The sequence below is a fragment of the Vibrio cionasavignyae genome, assembly GCF_050337155.1.
Classification (GTDB): Bacteria; Pseudomonadota; Gammaproteobacteria; order Enterobacterales; family Vibrionaceae; genus Vibrio; species Vibrio nomapromontoriensis.
The window spans coordinates 26027-46241 of the sequence record NZ_JAKJSR010000013.1; the positions used below are offsets into that span (position 1 = coordinate 26027).

At 44.8% G+C, this 20215-nt stretch carries 17 protein-coding genes; 3 read left to right on the forward strand and 14 right to left on the reverse strand.

What is annotated here, in order from left to right:
• Positions 1–48 precede the first annotated feature (48 nt).
• From L4D74_RS09745 to L4D74_RS09795, 11 genes are all read right to left on the reverse strand, one after another.
• Entirely contained in the window at positions 49–465 is a 417-nt protein-coding gene (locus L4D74_RS09745; protein WP_428751952.1) for a GNAT family N-acetyltransferase, read from the reverse strand.
• 29 nt (positions 466–494) lie between these two features.
• Positions 495–1034: a GNAT family N-acetyltransferase gene (locus tag L4D74_RS09750; RefSeq protein ID WP_428751953.1), complete on the reverse strand. Its 540-nt coding sequence runs from the start codon at positions 1032–1034 to the stop codon at positions 495–497.
• A gap of 144 nt (positions 1035–1178) precedes the next feature.
• Entirely contained in the window at positions 1179–1595 is a 417-nt protein-coding gene (locus L4D74_RS09755; RefSeq protein WP_428751954.1) for a hypothetical protein, read from the reverse strand.
• A gap of 22 nt (positions 1596–1617) precedes the next feature.
• The gene (locus L4D74_RS09760; RefSeq protein WP_428751955.1) at positions 1618–2037 is read right to left on the reverse strand and encodes a hypothetical protein; all 420 of its coding nucleotides are present in this window, start codon (positions 2035–2037) and stop codon (positions 1618–1620) included.
• 28 nt (positions 2038–2065) lie between these two features.
• Complete coding sequence (locus L4D74_RS09765) at positions 2066–2488, reverse strand: hypothetical protein (protein WP_428751956.1); 423 nt, start codon at positions 2486–2488, stop codon at positions 2066–2068.
• Positions 2489–2594: 106 nt separating this feature from the next.
• Entirely contained in the window at positions 2595–3050 is a 456-nt protein-coding gene (locus L4D74_RS09770; RefSeq protein WP_428751957.1) for a hypothetical protein, read from the reverse strand.
• Positions 3050–3433, reverse strand: a complete 384-nt coding sequence (locus L4D74_RS09775; protein ID WP_428751958.1) for a hypothetical protein — start codon at positions 3431–3433, stop codon at positions 3050–3052. The genes L4D74_RS09770 and L4D74_RS09775 overlap by 1 nt, the downstream gene beginning before the upstream one ends.
• 275 nt (positions 3434–3708) lie before the next feature.
• On the reverse strand, positions 3709–5982 hold the full coding sequence (locus tag L4D74_RS09780) for a hypothetical protein (RefSeq protein ID WP_428751959.1): 2274 nt from the start codon (positions 5980–5982) through the stop codon (positions 3709–3711).
• A 236-nt stretch (positions 5983–6218) separates the two neighbouring features.
• The gene (locus tag L4D74_RS09785) at positions 6219–9335 is read right to left on the reverse strand and encodes a chondroitinase family polysaccharide lyase (RefSeq protein ID WP_428751960.1); all 3117 of its coding nucleotides are present in this window, start codon (positions 9333–9335) and stop codon (positions 6219–6221) included.
• Positions 9336–9422: 87 nt separating this feature from the next.
• Positions 9423–12536: a chondroitinase family polysaccharide lyase gene (locus L4D74_RS09790; protein ID WP_428751961.1), complete on the reverse strand. Its 3114-nt coding sequence runs from the start codon at positions 12534–12536 to the stop codon at positions 9423–9425.
• A gap of 29 nt (positions 12537–12565) precedes the next feature.
• Complete coding sequence (locus L4D74_RS09795) at positions 12566–13945, reverse strand: autotransporter outer membrane beta-barrel domain-containing protein (protein WP_428751962.1); 1380 nt, start codon at positions 13943–13945, stop codon at positions 12566–12568.
• Positions 13946–14269: 324 nt separating this feature from the next.
• Here L4D74_RS09795 and L4D74_RS09800 point away from each other — a divergent pair, with 324 nt between their 5' ends.
• From L4D74_RS09800 to L4D74_RS09810, 3 genes are all read left to right on the forward strand, one after another.
• Complete coding sequence (locus L4D74_RS09800) at positions 14270–15733, forward strand: OprD family outer membrane porin (protein WP_428751963.1); 1464 nt, start codon at positions 14270–14272, stop codon at positions 15731–15733.
• A 116-nt stretch (positions 15734–15849) separates the two neighbouring features.
• Complete coding sequence (locus tag L4D74_RS09805) at positions 15850–16734, forward strand: winged helix-turn-helix domain-containing protein (protein ID WP_428751964.1); 885 nt, start codon at positions 15850–15852, stop codon at positions 16732–16734.
• Between the two features lies 1 nt (position 16735).
• A complete protein-coding gene (locus tag L4D74_RS09810; protein ID WP_428751965.1) occupies positions 16736–17254 on the forward strand; it encodes a regulatory protein ToxS in 519 nt (172 codons plus the stop codon).
• A gap of 122 nt (positions 17255–17376) precedes the next feature.
• On the opposite strand, the gene L4D74_RS09815 is transcribed toward L4D74_RS09810, so the two are convergent.
• From L4D74_RS09815 to kduI, 3 genes are all read right to left on the reverse strand, one after another.
• Positions 17377–18102 (reverse strand): carbohydrate-binding family 9-like protein, encoded by a 726-nt coding sequence (locus L4D74_RS09815; protein WP_428751966.1) that lies wholly within the window; start codon positions 18100–18102, stop codon positions 17377–17379.
• Between the two features lie 74 nt (positions 18103–18176).
• Positions 18177–19226 (reverse strand): glycoside hydrolase family 88/105 protein, encoded by a 1050-nt coding sequence (locus L4D74_RS09820; protein WP_428752113.1) that lies wholly within the window; start codon positions 19224–19226, stop codon positions 18177–18179.
• Between the two features lie 157 nt (positions 19227–19383).
• Positions 19384–20214 carry a 5-dehydro-4-deoxy-D-glucuronate isomerase gene (gene kduI / locus L4D74_RS09825; protein ID WP_428751967.1) on the reverse strand — a complete coding sequence of 277 codons (831 nt, stop codon included), beginning with the start codon at positions 20212–20214 and terminating at the stop codon, positions 19384–19386.
• Between the last annotated feature and the right edge of the window lies 1 nt (position 20215).

Here is a 20215-nt window from a genome sequence, read left to right on the forward strand (position 1 = left end):
TGAACTGGCTTTTTTATTGACAATGAACCGTACAAGCGCTCATCACTATCACAGCGATTTAGTGAGGTAATACCGCTCATAGGAAGCAAATGGGTGCTCACTTAGCGTCATTTGCACTTGGTAGCCATGGCGCTCATAAAACGGTCTCGCCTGAAAACTAAAGGTATCCAGCAAACTGGAATGGCAATGATGCTCTTTAGCGAATTGTTCCGCTTCATTCAGTAACTGACTACCAATTCCCTTCCCTTTAGCGCCATCATCAACCCAAAGAAATTTAATACTCAGCCATTGCCCTAAAATCTCAGCCGTCAGGCCACCCGATTTGGTGCCATCTTCATAATACGTGAAACACGCAAACTCAGTAAAAAACACATCCCCTAAATGCGCCACATTGTGGGCAATCACGCCGTTTCTAATGTCCGCGACATCTTCATCGGATGGGTTAGTCGTGATAGTAATATCCATTGTTCTTCCTACTGCCAGTTAAAAGTATTCTACTCAGGTCGGGGCGGTGATAACTTGCTGCAGCTTAGCCAATATCTTGCCAAAAGATTGGGAAAAACCTTTCCCATCACTACGTCCTGCAATATCCCGCCATTGGCTTCAATTACACCGCGAGACGCCATATTGTCTTCATCTGCGGTGATCATTACTTGAGCCAAGCCAAGCTGCCGCGCGTTAGGCAAAGCTTCAGCCAACATACGCTTACCTAGCCCTCGCCCACGGAATCTTGGCGCTATATCATACCCGATGTGCCCAGCTTCAAGTGAAAGGAATGGCGTGTCAATGCGATGCCGAATCCGAATCGCACCAACAATAGTGCCTTGATGCACTAACCAAAAGTGACTGCAGGGCACATACCCTTGCTTTAAGTTCACCCCTTGAGCTTCGTCCAACAAGCGTTGCACATAACCAGAGAAGTCCAACACGCCCTCACGGTAATAGTCACTGTTGCCCGCATCATGCTTTGAGAAATCGCTATAAAACTCACTAAAAGCCGCTTCGAATTTCATGGAAGGGGAAACTAGCTTCATCAGCGTTCTTCCTTTTTCGTTTTATAAACAAGGAATAAACATATCGAATCTAGCAAAGTGCGACAACAAGAAGAGAGGGAAAACAAAAAAGAGCAGATAAATACCTGCTCTTTCTTCAATACTGCACCAAATGAACGGTTGCGATTAACCGCGAATTTTTAGCACGGTGATGATTTTGGCTTGGCCTTGTTCGATTTCGCCAGCATCAAGGTCTATGCGTGCTTGAACTGGAAATTCGCCCGCATCAACAAAAGTACCACCTGTATCAGCCTCTTTCCCATCGATATAGACTATAATTTTGTCTTCATGATCGTTCAAGTTATCCGATATGATGCGAGTTTCCACCTCTACCCTTTCTTCTTTGTCTTTACTGTTTGTATATAGCTCAGCAGTGGCTGCAGCTTTGAGCTCTTCACCTTTCAATGCTATTTCTGCTTTACCTTCAGTGATCTTAATACCACGCACGAGTGGAATTTCACGAGTAAATTCAATTTTATTTGACTGGCTCGCACTTACCGAAAATGTAGCAAAAAGAGCGGCTGCGATAATACATTTTTTCATTTCTATTCCTAGTTTATTCCAATTAACGGATCTCAATGATCGTCATGACTTTAGCTTCGCCTTGAGTGATATCACGAGCAGGAACATTCAGCCGAGCTTGAACTAAATACACCCCACTTTCTAACGTGATATCATTTCTATTGTCGAGCTCATAGCCGCCAACAGAAATTTCAATTTTGTCATCCATTCCTTGGGTATTTCTCGATACGGGTCTTGAAATAAAAACCACCGATTCCATTCGACTTTCTGAATTGGTGGTGAGTCTAAATCTAGCCGCGTTACCTTGGCTAAATGACTCACCACCAAGCGCCAACGTGCCACGACCATCTAATATTTCAATCCCTCGCATTTGCGGAACATCACGAGCAAACTCAACCGCTTCTCGCGCCTGAATCGTTGACGACATCGCCAATATCAACGATATAAAAATGCCTTTATGCATGGATTTTCTCTCCGAAAAATCTGGATAATTAACGTAACTCTATAAACGTTTTTACCTTTACCAATCCACTCGTTAATTGATGATGAGTGGCATCGATTCGCGCCTGCACAGTATGCACGCCTTCAAAAAGCTCTATTTCGTCTTGATTGCGAATAATTTTTCCACCATTCACTTGGAGTTCAACATCCGGTTTCATGGTCAAGCTACCGTAGGACACGTCACTGCCAATAAAGACCGTCTCAGAGTGAGTGTCGCTGTTCGTAAACAAGCGAAACGTAATGGGACGCCCATCAGAAAACGCCTCATCGGCCAACGCTAATTCTCCCTGTGCATCGATAATTTCCACTCCTCGTACAGAGGGGATGTGTCGAGAAAACTCTATTTCATCCTCGGCGTGAAGCTGCGGCAAACTCAACGCAACCAATACACCCCAGCACCATGCTTTTGTCATTCAACTATCCCTTTCCCACTATTGTTGTTCTTATGTTGCCTCCCCCAAAAGACTGTTTATTGAGCGATGACTTTCTACTCCTCAAGTCGCTAAATGGAACGACCAGCTAACTCGCATTCTCGGTAAAAATTTGCTCACGACTTGTTGCCCCGGCTTCTAATGCGGCTTTCATTAATGCCACTTCTGCTTGCAACCGATCTATCTCTAATTTTCTATTTTGCAGTTCCATATCGTACAAACGGTTGGCGTCTGGTCGCTTGCGATCACCAAAGGTAATCGGAACGACAGCTTGTATGTAAAGCGACCCTTCGTTGCGTTCGCGATCAGAATGGCGATGATATTGATCACGGGTATATTCGTTGTTTAAGTCTTTTCCATAAGCCGTGCCAAACTGAACCGTCATATCTGGGCTATACTCCGCATCTATTTCAATTCCTGACTCGCCTTTGACTCTAATTCGGTCACCTTTGGCGTGCGTGGGGGATGGCATATACGCAGCCTCAACGGCAAGCGAAAAAAACGTCAAGCCAGTCACCAGCGTGATAAGTAACGAATTTTTCATTAGAGCTCCTCTTTCAGTGTTGGACGATAGAGCTCAACCTTGGTGTAAATTTGGCTGACGATCGTGTCTTCTTCACGTGGCACTGAACGAGTAGAAATTTCTTTGATAACCCAAGCATCCGCTCTATCAATATCGACAATGACTCGTAGACTTCGCTTAGCTTTAGCCGCTAACGTAAACCGACCAATGCGTTTTTCATCAACAAACAAGTCATAGCTTTGCGGGTAGGCGTTCAAGTTCTCGACGGTGACTGGCACACTCACTTGCTCGGTTGCGACAAACTTTTTATAGGTTTTGGGAATTTGACTATGAGCACTTGCGGTAGCACTTGTTATAAGCGCTATAACGAAAACAAGCGGATGACAGCAGATTTTGTAAAACATCAAGAGAACCTTTGGTTAGATAAATCGATGAGCTTGAACACTGAGCTCAGTCGCCGTTCCTTGACACACTCTCCATATTTGTCGGTTGCTTTATTCGCAGCCAAATTTGCAAAGGAGATTAATATTAATACGATTATTAGACGATGATAGGAGTATTAGAAATGAATAGTGATGGGTATATTGTTTAGGTCTAGAGGAAAAACAACAAAGCCCCACACACAAGGTAAGGGGCTTTGTTTATGTTTAGATTGCTTGTGTTACTCTTTCACAGCAGTCTAACGAACACTCACACAAGTCACGTAACCAGCCGTATCGACCGTCGTTGTCTGTGTATTACTACCTGATGCACCAACATAAAAACGTAGCGCATAGAAGTTTCCATCTTGAGCATGACCTGGGTCAGTACGTCTAGTGGCATTGGTATAGATTCTACGATCAGAGCCTGCATTTTCACCGGTACTGACCGGCCAACCCGTTACCGGACCCATTTGGTAATTGGTATCGCCATTAGAGCTGATCATTGTTGTCGTCAAATCAATCATCCCGTCAAGCTTGTTAGTGAATTCAGGCACGCCCGCATTACCACTATTCTCATAAAAGTTATTGTTGTAGACAGAACTTCTCGTCCCCATCGGCAAATACCATTGGCTATTTTCAGTGTATAAATTACGGCAAGATTTAACAATCTGAGGGTCAGCATCTAGACCAACATGATTATAAAGTGCCCATTCAATACCATTGATGGTTTCAAAATAATGGGCGTCTGGAATCAATGCCCCTAAGTTTGCTTGGTCTTTCAGCTTTGTTTCAGCAACCGTCAGCGGACGGTGGTAGGCAAGTGCACCAATTTCCATCTCACGAATAGGTTCGATACCACGTTTAGTTGCATCAGTGGCGTCAAAGTAAAGACCACCAGTCACACCTTTTGCCGAAGCACTTGATACGCAGCGCTCACCAAATTCGGTTGTCAGACAGTAGTTCACGTTTTTGCCAACGAAGTTACGAGCATCGACGGTTTGGGTGCCGTCAGCAAGCCAGTCGTAGTCATCAATCACGCTATTACCGTTCGAATCGGTGACGTTATCTCGCAAGCCGATCTTATAGATATTACCCGTGTGCTGCTCGGTACCAGCGCTATCACCCGCAGGGCCATTTTGATTGTCTGTTGCAACATTCCAAACGCCCGTTGATGCTGACTCTTTATAGCCATGAACCACAGCGGTGAGTTCTTTGTCATACTCAAGTGCACCAGTCAACACGATGCCCATTGCGTCTGCAGGTGCAGAGCAGAAGCTGGTGTTAGATGGCGTGCCCAACTGGGTACGCGGTTCAACACAGAACTCCAGAGAATTACCAACATGCTCCTGCGTTACCGTTAACTCACAATTTTTTGCATCTGCACAATTAGGTTGTGCTATTCCACCAATAGCCCAACGCGCAACTGAGTCACCTTCTGGAGCACCATCTACTTGATTATAGGTATAGGTACCAACAATCATCTCACCCACTTCTTGAGTACCGGTAAACGCCACATCCGTTGCTGTCGGAGGCGTTTCTAGTTTAACCGAAATATCTTCATCCATCGGAGCACACATTTCTGTACCATGCGTTGGAGTACCGGTTGCGGATACTGGTGTCACACAGAATGACAATCGAGTTTTGTCATCGAGATCAACGACGTTATAAGAAAGATCCGTCGCACCATCAATCGCGGTACTATTTCGTTGCCACTGATAGGTCGATTGGCCTTCTTTATCACCATCTTCATCATGGAACTCATAACTGCCCGTTACTCGTGCGCCAACGTAAGGTTCACCACCCGCGACAACCGTTTTCGCCTCTGGCGCCGATCCTGGTACGGGTACAATAATGCCTGTGGCATCAGAACACACTTGCTGACCAATAATAGGGACATTTTGTTGGGTCTTTGGTGTGACACAAAAACGAATCGCTTTATTTTCTGAGTTTTCAGCAGTCAAAGTAATCGTTGCTGATGTTTCATCCGCAATTGGCGTCATGTTCGCTTGCCATTCCAGCACACTGTTTCCTTCCGGAATATCTTCTGGATGGAAGTAATCATAACTGCCCGTCACCGTATCACCGATAGCAGGGTCTGTGTTATCTAGCACAACATTGCTCGCTTCTGGCGCATCACCTAACGGTTCACCGACTTCTCTCGCTGAGCTACAAACCTCTTCACCGACAGTATTTACGGTACCACGAGCAATCGGTGTCACACAGAACTGAAGCATATCACCAACATTAACGCTTTCGTTCGTCAACAAAATATCGCGCTTTGTACTCAATACTTCGTCTGATTCATTAACCCACTGATAACGACTATCCGCTTCTGGTCTCGCTTCCGGGTTCGGGTCAAAATAGGTATAGACCCCTTCTACTCTCTCCCCTACGTTCAACGCCGGACTAGACACTTCGGTTGCACGTGGAGGATAGGTATTATTACCTTCACCAATATCCATATTGTCTTCAGAACAACCTATTAAGGCTGTCATCACCACGACTGCTAGGGCACTTTTTCTAAACTTCATATATTTCTCTTCCGCTAAATTATTTCATGATCAACTGACACGACCATACTTTCACTTGCTTTTGATTGTATTATACGAGCTTTCACACTCATTCGATTAGCTTTCATAGCGAAATGTGTGATCTAGAAATGATAGTTATTGAAAATGTGTTATTCAGATCTCGTAAGCAAAAAAAATAGCCTCCAAAGGAAGCTATTTTGATGATTACATTGTGTTTTCTAAGTGCTATTTGTTGCTTATTGCTTAATCAAATCAATTTGAACAGGCAGACCATCTTTACAGTTTACGCTCACAACCGTGGTTGGCCCTTTACGGCGCAATGTCACGTTATCCATAGGCTCACTCAGCTCCCAGGCACCGATCAAGGTGACCGCCACAGGTGCAACTCGGCTTAATGTGTGTCGTTCCATATTCAAATCTGGGTTTGCGACACTAAGCGCTAGCTTGTCATCTTCACCTTTCGCCATGACCACCGCAGAAGTGCTGATTGCACGTACCCATTTATCGTTCGTGCGGACAAAACCGAAAGCGGTATAACCGGTTACGCCAGTTTCTTTGTCGTGAACAATATGCGCATTACCATCTTTACGTATCACTTCGTATGGCTGGCTCGGTGAATAGGTCATTTCGTTTGCAACTTCAGCCATTTTTTCAGGCGTCGCATCAAGAATTACAATATATTCATACTCCTCACCTTTCGGGGCTTTACCGTGGTCAATCCACGCAGATGAGAAGTTGCCTTCTGTGGGTTTCATTCGCTGGTTATCAAGCGATTCTTGGTGCTGACGTCGTACATGGACATCCCCACCTTTGACCACATAATAACCGTTCCCCATCCCATCAATGACCCAATCCCCTTGAGAAAGGGTCGCTTCATATGGGAATTCGGTGATGAGCTCACCATTCACGTACATACTTTGCGTTTTATCCGTTAAACCGTGCTGGAACAACGTCGTTTCAGTATTGTAAGCGGAGCGACCATTACTAATATTGCTGCCGACCAAAATCAGGCGATTATCAAAACTAAACACCGACTTCTTCGCCGTAAAACTTGGGTCGATAAACTCAGGCCAACGTGTTGGGTTTTCTAGGGTAAAACCAAACGCACCATATTGACCTTTTAGATCAGTCGCCCCATTGAATCGGGATTCATTGTGCAACATGGTCGTGTGCTCACGAGGTGAATTTAACAGCTCCCATGGTAAGTGAATGGTTGTAGCACCAGGCATGCGGTTCCAGTCCCAACCGTCCTCATAAAAACCATACTCTTTCTCATCACCCCACTTGTGGATCTGTACGCTGCCATGACTTTGGTAACGGCCAAAGCGGTTCGCTTTTTGATAGATCTCAGAAGACCAAACGTAGCGGTTCCAGCCTTTCATTGTGACCATCTTGTCTTGGAAGCGATAGATTCCCATTGCGGCGTAGTTATACGTATACGCACCTTGTGGGTGAGCTTCTGGTGCGACGTCTGCACCAAAAATAGCCTTCCCTTCTTCTGCGGATTTATCGGTAATTCGCAGGTAAGCTTGGGCAAGTTCTCTATCAAAGCCTTCACCATGAACCCCCGCTTTCGCGAGCCACTCATAACCGTTCGCGACTCTCTCAATAGACACGCCAAAGAAAGGACGACGACCATTAGTACCAACCCCAGGGTTAGGGTTACTGTAAATACGCGCCGACATCATGGCGTGCTTGAGGTAATCACGCGATTCTTGAGACAGCTCAAATGGAGATTCACGTAGCAAATAGGCACCAAATGATGCAAAGCGTAATGCCGCAAATGAGTAGCCTGGGTAGTTACCACGGTGTCGCCAAGCTGTACCATCTGGTCGGAAACCATCCGCATAACCCACAGGTGTTTGCGCTAAGTTACCGGAAATGAAACCAGAGAATTTGTGATACAAGGCAACGCGCTCTTTCACATCATCTTCAAGTAACAACATGATCATTTGCGCCAGTAGTAGGGTGTTGTAATAGTCCATATCTGAACTTTTCGGCCCGACCTTCATGGCAAATCCACGCTCTCTAAATTCACGTGAGAACCACATCAATGAGTCATGAATTGGCTCTAATAGTCCAGCTTCACGCATCGGCTCTTCCATTAATAACACAGAAGCATACCAACCACGCGTTGGGTAACCCCAGTGGTGCGTTGCCACTAAGCTCGCTCCTTTTTGGAAACCTTGATCCAATAGGTGCTCGGTCATTAGCATGTATTTATCATGCATTTCTTGCTTGATTTCTGGATCTTTAGTGACTTTCCAAAGACGAGCAACGCGCTCCATCAACTCGGCATAACTACGTAAGCGCTGATATTCACCAACGTAAGCAGCATCGGTTTCGTTGAGATGCTCTGGCAAATAGATTTTAATCTGATTCTGAGTCAGTAGGTGAGCACCCGTGATCACGCCATCTTCTTTACGTAAGTTGTACTTGTCGTATTGATTACGGATCTCTTCGATAACACGCTTGCCAGATCCCATGTTAGCAACATGGTAATCAATCAATTCCGTTTTAATTCTATCGAGTGCCGCCAACTCTTGCTCTGTTGGCTCTGGCAATTCACTTGGCAACTCATAATCAATTTCAGGTAGCGTAATCTTGGTCGTGACCATATCGTCCGACCATTGATAACGAATATCATCCAAGCTCACCATCATACGGTCGATGTAGACTTCGCCACCTTCCTCGGAGTTTTGCGCCGTCACAGTCAGACCTTTCATTTTTGCAGAAGGCGACCCTTGCATATCACGATGGAACGCCAAACCAACGGTGCGCCAACCAGTGAAATTAAGTTTCATCGTGAAGTTACTGCTACTTGAACCAAACTCAAATTTCAACTCGCCATCGCTGGCTTTTTCATTGTAAACCCATAGGGAGAAAACAGAAGATGCGCCACGGCCAAAGGCGCGGAACGACTCTTCTGGAGTGTAGTAATTGAAAGTGTGATCGATGTGTAACTCATCGCCACTTTTCCAATTCCATTTCAGTGATTGTTCACCATAAATGGAGCGTTTCTTCGTGTACTCAATCGCAGAGTCTTCATTGACGGTAATGTAATCTGGAAGCGTCTCTTCTTCAAAGCCAATAATTTGAGATTCAAGTGGGTTGTGTTCTACAACCTCTACTGCTGTCTCTTGAACTTGTGGTTCTTCGCCAGCTTTTTGGACCTCTTGACCTTTTGGTAGGTCTTGTACATTTTGCACTTCTTGTGCTGGTTTTTCTGTTACCACAGGTTCCGCTATCGCGACACCACATAGAAGCAATGAAGAAACCATCGCTGCAATCGGCGTAGCTCTAAATGGCATAGCTCGAAACGTTGTTTTCAATAAAGATACGTTCGTCTTCATATAAGATTCCTTGTCAAAGGTGAGGATCACCTCACCTTTGTAATTGAGCCAAGCTAATGTTGTTCGGCTCATGTTAAGCGATGATAATTAGATATGTATTAAATTCAGTTGCACGCTTTCAGCATTAACCGTAGTCACACTCAATAGCGTATTACCCGCTTTGTTTACCGTGACTGATACCCCTTCAATTGGCTGTGCTAGCTGCCATTGACCATTTAGCACAACATTGGTTACAACCGGTTGAGATGGGTGGTCTTTCCATGGACGTGAGTAAATGCTAACTTCTTGAAGTACGCCATTTTCGTCGTACTGACTCTCATCTTTACCTTGGTAAAAACTGAAGTCTGGATTGACGATGGATAGTGAAAGCGCGCTGCCGTTCGGCGATGCCATCAACATAGCGGGCGCATCAATACTGCGTATCAAATCATCATCAAGCTTCGTGCTCGCTTCAAACATCGCGTATGCGGTTGTGTTTGTTGCTTTGTCCCACACGATATGCGCCGTCGAATCCTGCTGTAAAACATCCATAGGGCTGTCTTCCAACATCATTTGCTCAGCAAACTGCTCTGCCACTTTTTGCTCAGTATCAACCAAGACGATGTATTGGTAGCTAGCTGACTCTGGAGCATTGCCGTGATCAATCACTGCTGTGGCAAATTTACCCGCCGTTGGCTTACTGGTTTTCTGATGCACAGAAGCTTGCTCGCCCTGCTTTACCTGTACAAATTGCCCACTTGGAACAACGTAAGCGTTATTGGCAGGGTCCATCAATACCGTCGGCGCTTCTTCAGTAGTGGACACTCTGCGTCCATCAACCGAGAATGTGGCACCATTGACGATGGCATCCTCTCCTTCGTGACGAATAGCATGCTGGAACAAGGTCGTCTGAGTTGGATAACGAGCATCTTTAGACGCGATATCCGTCCCGAGCGCTACAATGCGATCATCAAAGAAAAACACCGACTTGTTGGCATAGAAAGAGGCATCATATTTAGGGTGCCCTTGAAGCTTTAACGCATACAAACCATTGCCGTTGTGGCTTAATCCACCGACATACGTTTGTTCGGTTAACAACATCTCTTCTAGGCCGCTGAATCGATCAACGTTACGCAGCTGTGCGTTAAGCTCTTCAAAAGGCAATTGAACCGAAGTAATACCCGGCCAGCGATTCCAATCCCAACCATCATGACTAAAGGCACGATTTTCGGCGTCGCCCGACATGATCTCTAACTGACCATAGTTGATATAGCGGCCGTAGCGGTTGGCGTTAGCGTAACTTTCATTACCAACTAAATAACGACTGAAACCTCGAACCGCAGCAACCCAGTCAGCACGACGCTGAATAGAAAGGCTTGCAAAGTTCATCGCCCAGTTTCCTCTCGCAACAGGCGCCTCTTCAATGCCCAATTCAAGCAACTGCTGACGATAGCTGTTTTTGGCCGGAGCCAAACGTAGATACGCTTGCGCCATTTCTACATCAATGGCTTGCTTACCATCAGGAGAACCTGCGTTGGCAAGGTGTTGGAATGGTTCTAAATCGATCGTTTGCTTACCCGTTGGGTGACGGCCCGAAACGGACATCAAGGTGTGCATATCTTGGCTATAGATTTCCCCCATCTCGACAACATGTTTCAGTTGCTCATGAGCAGGCCTATCTATTGCGTAAGTGGTTTTGCTTAATGCTTCAACCACAGGGGTTAAGCCCTTAAGTGCACCGCTGGCATACGCAGGATAATGCTGGATATGGTGGAACACTGAACCATCCGCTTTGAAGCCACCAGACATGCCTTCCGAAGTTACGATTGACTGTGATAACCAAGCGGAGAACTGAGCTAACAACGTCGCTTGCACCTGGTCATTCGGTTGCATCAAAATGCTATATAGCATGGCGCGCAATTGAGTGTTCATGATATCAACGTTGAAATTCGTCAACTCATTGTCTGGCGTATAGATACGGCCTGCATTTGAGAACCACGCCATCATTTGGCTTACATCGCCTAACAAGCCATGCTCTTCTAGCAACTCTCGGTTTAGGAAGTGCGCTTCGAATAAAGGTCTAAAACCATAGCCAATATGGTGAGAAGTACCTAAACCACTGCCTGACTCATAACCTTGATCCAACGCAAATCGCGTCAGCAGTAGATATTTTTGGGTTAACTCTGCTTTTTCTTGCGCGGAAATATCGCTATGTAACGCACGAGTAATTTGCAGCACAAGATCGCTGTACTGACGCACATCGATAACATCAAAGAGCGTGTCAAAGCCATCTTCATTTAGCAGCCCCTTATTCACTCCTTTATCAAGGAAGATCTTAAGGCGATTGCCGTTGCCAATCGTTGTACCCGATACGTAACCATCGATATCTTGCAGGCCGAATTCGTCATAGCGTTGCTGAATATCGGTAAGATCAACTGTACGCTTGCCGCCTTGTAAAATGAACGACTCCAGACGTGTGCTGACCTTTTCGACACTCGCCGCATCAATCGGAGCATTTTTAGCACCACTTAATCCGTCACGCATGTAACCATCATATAAATAATGGGCCAACCAGTGACGGTTTGGTGCGCTATCAGCGGCTAAGTTGATAAAAGAAACCACGTTATCACGAGTAGGCCAACGCGGATCAACTGGAATACTTGGCATGAGCTGATCGAAATAAAGCGTGCCTGGTTGAATGCTTTCAGGGACATCGACTCGTAAGAAGTTCATTCCTTCTTGTGGCGAACCTGTCATGTCTCTAAAAGGAATCAGCAAATGACGCCAACCTGTAAAGTTGAAGTCTATATCGAAATACACTTGTGCTTCACCGTCAGTACCAAAATTGAACCGTACCGATTCCTCTTGCGCGACGGCGTTATAAACCCAAGTCGAGAACGTACTGATTGACTGATCGGTGTCATTAGCAACAAAGTGTCGGTAGCCAACTGGTTGGTCAAAATTAAGTGACGCTCCCGGAGTAAAACGCCAAGCTAAGCTATGCTCGCCATCTTTGGCGTATTTCTGATTCAATACTAGCGAGTCTTTTTCAGAAGGATGAATCGTATCTGGCATCCCGTTTTCGAAGAAGTACATATAGCCACCAGGCTGTAAGTACGACTGCTTGTCTAACGTCTCTGTATTGGCCTCGTTGTCACCGCACCCCATCAAAGTGATGGAGCCGATAACTAATGCTAATTTAGATAATTTATACATATTCATTTATACAAAAGTCTGTCTTTAATGGGGGATTAAAAGGAGTAAATCGCACGACCGTACGCCATGGCATTTTTTGATGTGTCATCCCAGTCATACTGAACACCTAGGCTGTACGAAAAGCGTCCATCCGTTTCCAACATCATATCGAGGTAACTTTGATAACGGATATTTTCTCTAGAGTTTGCTTTGACAGTAAAGCTATCGCCACCGCTTGCTAAACGCGCCGTAACGGTTAAATCCTTATCCAGTGTGTCGTAGTTAACATGGCCACCTAGCCTAGTATGAATCGCGCCAATACCGGTAAACCAGGTATGACCCAGCTCTAAGCCAACGCCAAACAATAACTCGTCGTAAAACTGAGTGTCATAGACAAGTGCCGCAGCGGAACCTGTCGACTTTGTTAACACGCCATTGTTGTTGTACTCACGAACATAATCTTCGGAATAGCCGTCTAACATCACAGTGTTATAACTGGCAGACATCACAGGAACGATAGAGAAGCTTGAAACATAAAGTGGGTAACTCATGTCTAACTGAAAAGCGGTAGTCGTACTATGAGTACGCCCATCAGCATTATCATGCCCAGCAAAGCTTGAGCCACCTTCAATGGTACGCGTCATCTTGTGCGCTCCGCGACCAATAATGCCTCGGCCAGAAAAGTTCACATCTTGCCACATGGTTTGACCATAAACTGCGGCTTGAAACGTCCCGATTTCGGAAGAACTCGTCGACATACGTGAACCAGTTTCGATGTATTGATGGCTAAATGCCAAACCAACAAGACTGCCACTGGCTAGAATTTTATCAAAACCGAATGCCGCACCCGCAGATGAAGAATTGAACCCATCGTATCGATTTGCGCCATCAGAGGTGACATAAGAGGTTTGGTCATTACCTAACGCGCTAACCCAAAAGTTCGATTGTGCTGGAATACCAAGAATATTGTCGCGAGTTCGCTTCTTAATAGCATTAGCAAACAGTTCTTGCGATTGAAGTACGGCATAAACATTCGCCCCACTGCGATCTGGCGTGATGGTTCGCGCTAGACGAGCCGCTTCTTCATCGGTGGTTGCCGATGATAACAAAGCAAGTAGCTCCGTATTGCCACTCGCTTGCGCTTGCTCTAGCAATGTATTTAATACGTAAGCTTCGGTTGAATCTGCGCCGCCTCTAATTGCTGAATCAACAATAGAACTCGAAGCCGCTCCCACCTGATATTGAGACCAAGCTGCCTCATCAGTAACCAAGCCTTTATTCGCCAATGAATAAAGCGTTGTCGACGGTAATGCGTCATATGAGTGTGTACTGCTTTCAGCATTAGATTGAGCTGAAACAAAAGATAAACCAAACAACACCGCGATTGATAGTTTAGACCGTGATGATATCTGGCTGGCATGCTGTACTGCCATCATGAATTCCTCGTGCAATAAAACAAAAGTTAAACTTGTTAATAATTCCGTAATTAAAAGCGTTTATACGAACCAAAGCTTTCACATGCTTTCAATCTATAATATTCCAATTTTATTTTCAGTGATCACGACGTTATTTTTGAATTATACCTTATTTTTATTTTCGTGATGGATAACACGAAAGATTTCGAAAACATAATGTAAGATTATCTACAAGATTTTGGCATCCAATGAACCATTAACGGCGAATTCGATTTTTGGATTAAGAAAATTGTGGAGACTATGTAACCCATGTTTTTAAAAGCAGGCAGCGAAAGGAGCAAAACCATGAAGGTTAATGCTTTTGCCATGACAGCTGCGATAACCTTGTTATCAAATATTCCCACGGCAACTGCAACAACAGTTGGCCAATTTTATAATGAACTTGTTGCTGGGCAACAAGTTTCAATGACCTTTTTGAATCATTTGAAAACAACTGAAAGATATACTCGCTATCCAGATGCAAATGTGGATGGTATGTATCGCCAATATGAGTGGGGGCAATCGGTCGGTTTATTTTACAGTTCAGGCAAAGCGAGTTTTTCCAAAGATAACACTCTCGCGATGAGCTTTGATTTGGGCTACAACCACATGTTTAAGCTTGGCTCATCTTATCCAGGTGACGTTCACAACTGGAACGCTGGTGAGAAAATATTCATCAGTGAAGACTGTTTTTGGACAGGCGGTGAACCTTATAAAGGACAATACAAATGTAATGACAGTAGTGGCTATGGCAAACTTGCTGTTGCCAATGTCCGACTCGACTGGGGTAAAGGACGAGATCGTGGTTACGCTCGTGTCGGTGATGGTTTCTTTAATACCGGTATGATCACCTCGGCAGACTTGGACAGTGCACTACTATCAAGTTACCGCGGTGCCATGATGCAACACTCGCAAAACGGCTATACCTTTGACGCAGGTTTCGTCACCGGTTTTATGGGTGGTAATGAAGCTAAGATGGGCAACCTAACGGGTAACTCCAACTATTACGACCCTAACCCGCTAACGTACGATTATCTATACACGATGAGAATACGTAAAAACTACCAAAATGCAGGCTATCGTGCGGCATACGGTGAGGCACAAAATTACCTAAGACGTTCTCATGCAGAAGTTTGGTATCGCCATAACTTATCAGCCATGACCAATGTCTATATGAAAGGGCAATACTACTATAACCAAGCCGCGGGCGATTTATGGGAAGAAGATGTCAAGAAAGGCATGGCAGCCTTCGATCACTACGCGTCTGCCGCTACTTATGAGTTCCGCGTTCAGCACGATGCCTTTGAATTTATGTACGGTTTCACCCATATAGATGCCCCTAAACAAGGTGGTAATGGTGCCTTTAGTTATGGATTTGGTAACGCAAAAGGTTACCTCAACCTACCAACTAACGGTAACTACCATGGATTCCGACGTGATGGTGAAGATGCACGAGTTGTGCAAGTCAAATATGACTTCCGTAACTTCGGTCAGCCCGATCTGTTCATTGAATATGGTTATCACTGGGGCGAAGCTCCGGTCATGAACAAAATATCAGGTGGGACAGACTACGGCCGTGAAGAAGAGCACGCAATCACGATCCGTTACCGTCCACGCACTGGTATGTTCAAAGGTGTCGTCTTCAATCTGCAACAAGCCTTCTTTAGACCTGACGATACGATGGCTGGCGTCATTGATAATGACCCATTCCCGAACCGTGGTGACAGAACCGCAACCAAGTTTGCTCTAAGCTACAAATTCAACCTATAACAACCACTATAAAAGCTAGCTTATTCAATAAGCTAGCTTATTTAGCTTTACGGCTTTTATTATTTGTACCATTTCAGTTATCAGAATTAATCACTTTCAAATAGCGAGAAAACATCATGAATCATTCAGGGAAGACATTCATTCTCGGCCAAACTTATCTATTCAATCCAGTTAACCACTCACTTGTGGATCAAACCAACAACGATAAAGAAGTAAAACTGGGCAACAATGAAAACCGTATTTTACAACTGCTCATTGCACGCCCTAATGAAATTATAAGCCGCAGTGAATTTCATGACTTTGTTTGGCGTGAGCAAGGAATTGAAGTGGAAGATTCAAGTCTAACTCAAGCGATATCCACGCTTAGAAAGCAGCTAAAAGACCCAACAAAAACACCACTTTTTGTTAAGACAGTTCCAAGACGAGGCTACAAGCTCATCGCGTCTATTCAACCCTCAGAAACGGACGAATTTTCCGAAGAAGCTGAATCATTTCAGGCAGCGCCAATACCACGTTCTACGACCGTTCCCGATTGGTGTGACTCCGTAGCGGAAAACCAAAATTGGGCATCAACTACCGTCATGAAATCAGAACCAGTAGTCGATATTGTTCCGGCCATTAAACCGCCTTCGTCACTACGTGCAATGTGGGCGGTGATCGTTGCAACGCTACTATTGCCAATTTTGGCCTACGCATATGCAGATTCGCCAACCCATTCGTTTCAATCGCTTGGCCAAATTGATAGCATAGACATCGTGACTTCTACGCCACACGCTACGCTGTCTCAGTGGCACTCAACAATTGAACGATGCGTAACCAACTACACTCAAGGGGTACCGCAGGACCAACGTCCAACTGAAGTCATCGTCACAGGTGGAAAAAGTGCCCAGCTCGCTCTCAACTTCATTCACTCAGTTGAACAGTCAAGCCAGAATACAACTATGCATCTATTTAGTAGCACATCCGGTCTTCTAAATAATATATGTGCACGAGACGTATAATATGAAACGGTCGTATGTTTTCACTTTATTTTTCACCTCTGCGATATTCAGCTTTTGGCTGTATAATAAGAGCGACCGAAAAATAGAGCGAGCCCTTATGGCCAATGAATGGCAAACTCATATTTCAGGCGTAGTCAATGAGCATCACTATCTGGACACTGAAATCGTCCCTTTGCGTCACTTGAAAATCACGGCAAACGTTCGCTACCTACCCAATGGTGAATACTTTCGAGAATCGTCAATGCAGTGGTCAACAGACTCGTCAAACGAGTCTTCACTGATAAAAATATCTGAATTTGGTACTTGGAAAGTGACCGATAATTATCTGCTAGTGTCTCCCCATGAGTTTAAAGATACGAGCGTTAACCCATCCGAGCCACTAACTACAGCGCAACTCGCTATTATTATGCGATTTCTGAAAATTGAAGCGCAGCAAAGTCGCCGAGTTGATATCGTAAACAACAAAACTCTTCTTTTGACCAATTTAAGTCAAGAATCTTCATTACTGTTTTCTCGCTAATTCATCCTAGCTAACTATTTACGATTAACTATTAACTATTAACTATTAACTATTAATAAGGGTCGCTACCAAGTGACCCTTATTTACCATTGCAAGTAGCAATCTATATCAAAAACAGTCCGCTATTTGACTAACTGACACTCACCAAATGTGCCTGGATTGTGGAAGTTAGGCTTAGGGGTATTCGGATCGATCCAAGTCATCCACGCCATGTCTATGTCTCCATTCTCCATTTTGGAAAACTCCGCTCTCATCAGAGCACACAGTAGCTGGGTTTGATCATCATTTTGCCAAAGCTTGAGTTCTGTAATCGTTTCTAGTGGGATTTTCATTTCTACATGATAACCATCAGGCGTGGTGTCACCATAAGTTTCAACATTGTTCCAATGCCAGACATCATCGCGACTGCCGATCTTTTTCGCTTTTTGGTCATATTGAGCGTGCATGCTGTAAAACTGGGTGGTGGCATCGACTTCCAAGGTATAGTAATTCGTTAACTGACGGTCTTGCGCTAAGAATATTTCCACACGATCAGAATCTAATGCGCCACGCTGTGGATCGCTTCCAATGACAACATTGCGGTCTTCTACGATATAGCGAATATAGATAGCGTCTTCGTTCCAAAGTGCTTTAAATTGAGTTTTTGGTGGTGTCGTCGTTCTCCAAGGTAATGTAAAGCTCGTTAATGTATTGGCGCTCTCCCACAGTGTATTACTGTCTTTATCACCGAGTTGTGGCGTTATTTTTGTGTATTGGATTTGGTAAATATTTTCAATATCGTTAGTTTTTTCAGCAGCAATAAGTGAACCACTAAGGAGTAGTAACGCTGGTGCTAATTTCTTTATCATATTTATTTCCTTTACTAATAAAAAGGCCGATTTCAATCAAGTCAAAATCGGCCTTGTAAACGCTAACTATGTAATTACTCGCTCAATATTGCGACTTGAGAGGCCGCCAACATAAAGGCACCCGCACCATAGTCAATATTGTGCTCAAACTTAACATCTCGTGGATTGAACGCTGGCAGTTGAACCCATCCCATCATTCCATTCTCATGGATACATGGCTGTAGCACTGCCCATGCTTTTTCTACCACTGGCATGTAGGTTTCACGGTCTAAAAGACCATTATTGATGCCCCATGCTAAACCGTAACAGAACAATGATGTAGCACTGCTCTCTGGTGCTGGGAAGCTTTCTGGGTCTAGCAAGCTTGTTCGCCAAAAACCATCTGCCTGCTGATACTTAATCACTTCAGCCGCAAGGTCTTTGTACATGGCCAAGTACTGCTCTCTGCCATGAAAGTCTTCTGGCATACGCTCCATTAAACGAGGTACTGACGCTAACACCCAACCAATACCACGGCTCCAAAATACCTTTTCGCCATTGCTTTCACGTAGCTCTCCACCTTTGCCGTCCGGAATATAGCGGTGATCTCGGTAAAATAAGCCAGTTTCAGGGTCTAATAGATGATTGACGCTATCCCAATAAGCAGTATGCATATAATTTAAGTAGCGCTCATCGCCCGTTTGCTGAGAGAGCGCAGCAAAAGAAGGCGGAGCCATAAACAATGCATCACACCACCACCAATCTTTGCGGCCAGGCGCTGGCTCATCTACCATAATATCGAGTGCTTTGATGGTTGGCTCTAGCGCTTCAATTTGATCAACGGTTGGGTATACATCGATATACGCTTGGCAACAGATATGATCATCGGCAAAGCGAGCATTGGGGCCTGTTCTAAAGCCTGTATGAAGGGCGTAATCTAAAACACCTTCAAGATATTCATTGTCATCCGTTGCTTTCCAAGCCGCCGATGTACACGACCAAAACACACCACGCTCCCAATCGGTATCTTTAATAAAGCGCGTTTTACCACTACGACGAACAACACTACGTGTTTGATTGTTGGCTTGATAGCGATATACACGCTTCATCGTCGCCAAAATTTCTTCTTTTGTTCCTAAGCTCATCATTCAATCCTTACCTAAAGAAACAGTAATACCAACAAGTTGTATTTGCCCTTATTACTGTTCTTTAAAATTAATAATTCTATCTACGAGATGACTTTCAAATAACAGATTAAAAACAGATCAGCGTTATTTCCTCACGCTAGTCGTTATTTTTTGGCTATTTCAAGTCGCTCATTTTTACATGGTCCATATCATGGAATGTCTGGTTTTCACCGACCATTGACCATATGAACGTGTACGCCGCGGTACCGACACCGGAATGTATCGACCAGCTTGGGCTGATTACCGCCTGTTCATTGCGAACCACAATATGACGAGTCTCTTGTGGCTCGCCCATGTAATGGAACACCAAGTTATCCGCTTGAATGTTGAAATAGAGATACACTTCCATGCGACGCTCATGGGTATGGCATGGCATCGTATTCCAAAGGCTTCCTGGTGCGAGTTCTGTTAAGCCCATTGATAGCTGACAAGTCGGCAGTACGCTTGGGTGCAAATACTTATTGATGGTTCGCACGTTACAGTTCTCAGGAGAACCTAACGTTTCTACCGACGCATCTTCAACGCCAATTTTACGCGTTGGATACGTTTGATGGGCAGGTGCGCTGTTAATATAGAAACGCGCTGGAGACTCTGCCGATACGCTACTAAATTGGACATCTTTTGCCCCTTTACCAACGTAAAGGGCTTGGCGAGTACCAATCTCATATTCGACGCCATCAACCGTGATGATCCCAGGATGACCAATGTTGATCACACCCAACTCACGACGCTCTAAAAAGAAATCAACACCTAACTCTTTGCCACCTTGCAGCGCCAACGCACTCGCCGTCGGTACCGCGCCACCAACAATAATTCTGTCAATGTGGCTGTATGTCAGATTGATCGCATCTGGCTGGAACATGTCTTCAATCAAGAATTGCTCACGGATCCCCGCGGTATCCAGTTGCTTAGCATGATCACTGTGGATCGGTTGACGAATATTCATA